This window comes from Dietzia sp. DQ11-44, from assembly GCF_014145205.1.
In the GTDB taxonomy this organism is placed as follows: Bacteria; Actinomycetota; Actinomycetes; order Mycobacteriales; family Mycobacteriaceae; genus Dietzia; species Dietzia natronolimnaea.
This window is the reverse complement of record NZ_JAALEC010000382.1, coordinates 1-3,456: the sequence shown is the minus strand read 5'-3', so window position 1 is coordinate 3,456 and position 3,456 is coordinate 1. Positions and strand designations below refer to the sequence as shown.

The 3,456-nt window shown below is 69.8% G+C and carries 3 protein-coding genes; all 3 read right to left on the bottom strand.

The window, feature by feature from the left end; genetic code table 11:
- Positions 1 to 948 (bottom strand): DHH family phosphoesterase (locus G6018_RS10115; RefSeq protein ID WP_182639530.1); only part of this gene is annotated, 948 nt, incomplete at its 3' end.
- Positions 945 to 1,406 carry a 30S ribosome-binding factor RbfA gene (rbfA, locus tag G6018_RS10110; protein ID WP_182639529.1) on the bottom strand — a complete coding sequence of 154 codons (462 nt, stop codon included), beginning with the start codon at positions 1,404 to 1,406 and terminating at the stop codon, positions 945 to 947. The genes G6018_RS10115 and rbfA, both read right to left, overlap by 4 nt.
- A gap of 114 nt (positions 1,407 to 1,520) precedes the next feature.
- On the bottom strand, positions 1,521 to 3,456 hold a 1,936-nt coding region (infB, locus tag G6018_RS10105; protein ID WP_182639528.1), incomplete at its 5' end, for a translation initiation factor IF-2.

The window sequence follows — 3,456 nt, the reverse complement described above, 5'->3', positions numbered from 1 at the left end:
CCTCGCCGTGACGAGTCCGGGGTCGCCGCTCACGGTGCACCCGGCCGCCGCCGGGTGTCCACCGCCGCCGAGCGTCGAGGCCACGGCCGAGACGTCCACGCCGTCGCCACCGCGGGAGCGGAGCGACACCGCGCACTCGCCCTGTCTGATCTCCTTGACGAGGACCGCCACCTCCGCCTCCCGGACCCCCTGCAGGTGGGACACGAGCGACTCGAGGTCGGCCTCGTCGACCGACGCGACGACGTCGTGCGGGACCGTCAACCACACCGCGCCCCGCCCCCCTGCCGCCTCGGTGTCCAGGCGGGCGGTCCCCAGGAGATCCCCCAGCACACGGAGCCAGGAGAACGGGTGGGCGTCGAGGAGCGCGAAACCGAGTTCCCGGGACTCCGCCCCGGCCGCCAGCAGTCGGCGGGCCGTGTCGTGCGAACCCGCCCCACCCCACCGGAAGGACCCGGTGTCGGTGACGAGCCCCGCGTAGAGGCTGGTGGCGAGGTCCGGGTCGACCGGGTAGCGACCGGCCTCGAGAACGTCGAGTACCAGGGTCGCGGTGGAGGCCGCCCCGGGATCCAACAGCAGGTGCGTCCCGAATCCCGGGTTGGAACGGTGATGGTCCACCACGAGGACCTCTGTCGCCGAGCGGGCCAACCGTCCCCAGTCGCCCACCCGGTCCGGGCTGGCGCAGTCCAGCGTCACCACCAGGCCGTCGTGCTCCGGCACCTCGGCGATCGGCACCACGTGTTCCGTACCCGGGATCACCCGGAGCGCCTCCGGCACCGTGCCCGGGTCGAACGACTGGTGGACCACGACGCCGACCGCCCGCAGTGCACGGGCCAGGCCCGCGGAACTCCCGAGGGCATCGGCGTCGGGGCGGACGTGGCACAGCACGGTCACCTCACGGTGCCGCGCGAGGACCTCGGCCGCGCCGCCCGCGTCCACCAGGGTGATCACCGGTCGTCGTCCTCCGGTAGACCCACCTCGTCGTCCCTGCGGTAGGGGTCCTCGTCCCCCGCGGGCCGCGCACCCTCCGCCACCCGGCGGACCTCCTCGTCCTGGGCGCGGGCCTTGGCGAGCAACTCCTCCATCTGGCGCGCGGCATCCGGTACGGAATCCAGCCGGAAGGTCAGCTCGGGAGTGAACTTGACCCCCGTCTGCTTACCCACCATCGTGCGCAGCCGGCCCCGAGCGTTCGCCAGGGCCTCACCCGCGTCGGCGATGTCGGGTTCCTCGTCGAGCGTCCTCCCCCGGACCGTGTAGTAGAGGGTGGCCACCCTCAGATCCGCCGTGATGCGCGAATCAGTGATGGTGATGAACTCGAGACGCGGATCCTTGATCTCGTGCTCGATCGCCGTCGCGACGATCTCCCCGATCCGTTTGCCGAGCCGTCCGGCCCGTCCCTTTCCGGCCATGGCGATCCTCCTTGACGTGATGCGGCCGCCGGGCGGCCGCTCGATACCCAGAATGCCGTGGGGGCAGGCCCGCAGACCACGGAACCTGCCCCCACGGGGTTGTCGCCGTCGACGTCAGTCGCGCGGCTTCTCGACGAGCTCGTAGGTCTCGATCACGTCGCCGATCTTGATGTCGGAGTACGTCACCGTCAGACCACACTCGAAGCCCTCGCGGACCTCGGTCGCGTCGTCCTTCTCGCGGCGCAGCGAGGAGACGGTCATCTCCTCGACGACGACCTTGCCGTCGCGGATGAGACGGGCCTTGGCGTTGCGTCGGATGATCCCGTCGAGGACCATGCAACCCGCGATGTTGCCGAGCTTGGAGGAGCGGAACAGCTGGCGGATCTCCGCCTGACCGAGCTTCTTCTCCTCGTAGATCGGCTTGAGCATGCCCTTGAGCGCACTCTCGATCTCGTCGATCGCCTGGTAGATGATCGAGTAGTACCGGATGTCCACGCCCTCGCGGTTGGCCAGCTCCGTCGACTTGCCCTCCGCGCGGACGTTGAACCCGATGATCACGGCGTCGGATGCGGCCGCCAGGTTGACGTTGGTCTCGGTGACCGCACCGACACCGCGGTCGATGACACGCAACTGCACCTCGTCGTCGATCTCGATGCCCATGAGGGCCTCTTCGAGGGCCTCGACCGTACCGGAGTTGTCGCCCTTGATGATGAGGTTGAGCTGGCTCGTCTCCTTGAGATGCGAATCCAGATCCTCGAGGCTGATCCGCCGGCGGGACCGGGCGGCGAGCGCGTTGCGCTTGCGCGCGTTTCGCTTGTCCGCGATCTGCCGTGCGGTGCGGTCCTCCTCGACCACCATCAGGGTGTCGCCTGCGCCACAGACGCTGGTCAGGCCGATCACCTGGACCGGACGGGACGGGGTCGCCTCCACGACGTCCTCCCCGTGCTCGTCCACCATGCGACGAACCCGGCCGTACGCGTCGCCCGCCACGATCGAGTCGCCGACCCGCAGCGTTCCGCGCTGGATGAGCACCGTGGCGACCGGACCGCGTCCGCGGTCGAGGTGCGCCTCGATGGCCACGCCCTGCGCGTCCATGTCCGGGTTGGCCCGCAGGTCCAGCGACGCGTCCGCGGTGAGGACGACCGCCTCGAGGAGCGACTCGATGTTGAGCCCCTGCTTCGCGGAGATGTCGACGAACATGGTGTCGCCGCCGTACTCCTCCGGGACGAGCCCGTACTCGGTCATCTGGCCACGGATCTTGTCGGGCTGTGCGCCCTCCTTGTCGATCTTGTTGACCGCCACGACGATCGGCACGTCGGCCGCCTGCGCGTGGTTGATCGCCTCGACCGTCTGCGGCATGACGCCGTCGTCCGCCGCGACCACGATGATCGCGATGTCCGTCGACTTGGCGCCGCGGGCACGCATGGCGGTGAACGCCTCGTGACCCGGGGTGTCGATGAAGGTGATCGTCCGGTCGATGTCGTCGACCGGCACGGTGACCTGGTAGGCACCGATGTGCTGGGTGATGCCGCCGGCCTCGCCCTCGCCGACCTTCGCGGACCGGATGCTGTCGAGCAACCTGGTCTTGCCGTGGTCGACGTGACCCATGACGGTGACGACAGCGGGACGGATCTCGAGATCGTCCTCCCCGCCCTCGTCCTCACCGAACGACAGGTCGAACGAGTCGAGCAGTTCGCGGTCCTCGTCCTCGGGACTGACGACCTGGACCTTGAAGCCCATCTCCTCGCCGAGGAGCTGAAGGGTCTCCGGGGTGACGGACTGCGTGGCCGTCACCATCTCACCGAGGTTGAACAGCGCCTGGACCAGCTGCGACGGGTTGACGTCGATCTTGTCCGCGAAGTCGCTCAGCGAGGCACCCTGTGCCAGCCGCAGGACCTGCCCACGACCGTCGGGGAGCCGGACGCCGCCGACCTCGGGGGCCCGCATCGAGTCGTATTCCTGACGCTTCTGCCGCTTGGACTTGCGGCCCCTGCGGGGCGCGCCTCCGGGGCGGCCGAACGCACCGGCCGCGCCGCTGCGGCCACGGTTG

Excerpts from the sequence above, each read along its gene's own strand:
- rbfA (WP_182639529.1), bottom strand. The coding sequence starts at position 1,406 with ATGGCCGGAAAGGGACGGGCCGGACGGCTCGGCAAACGGATCGGGGAG.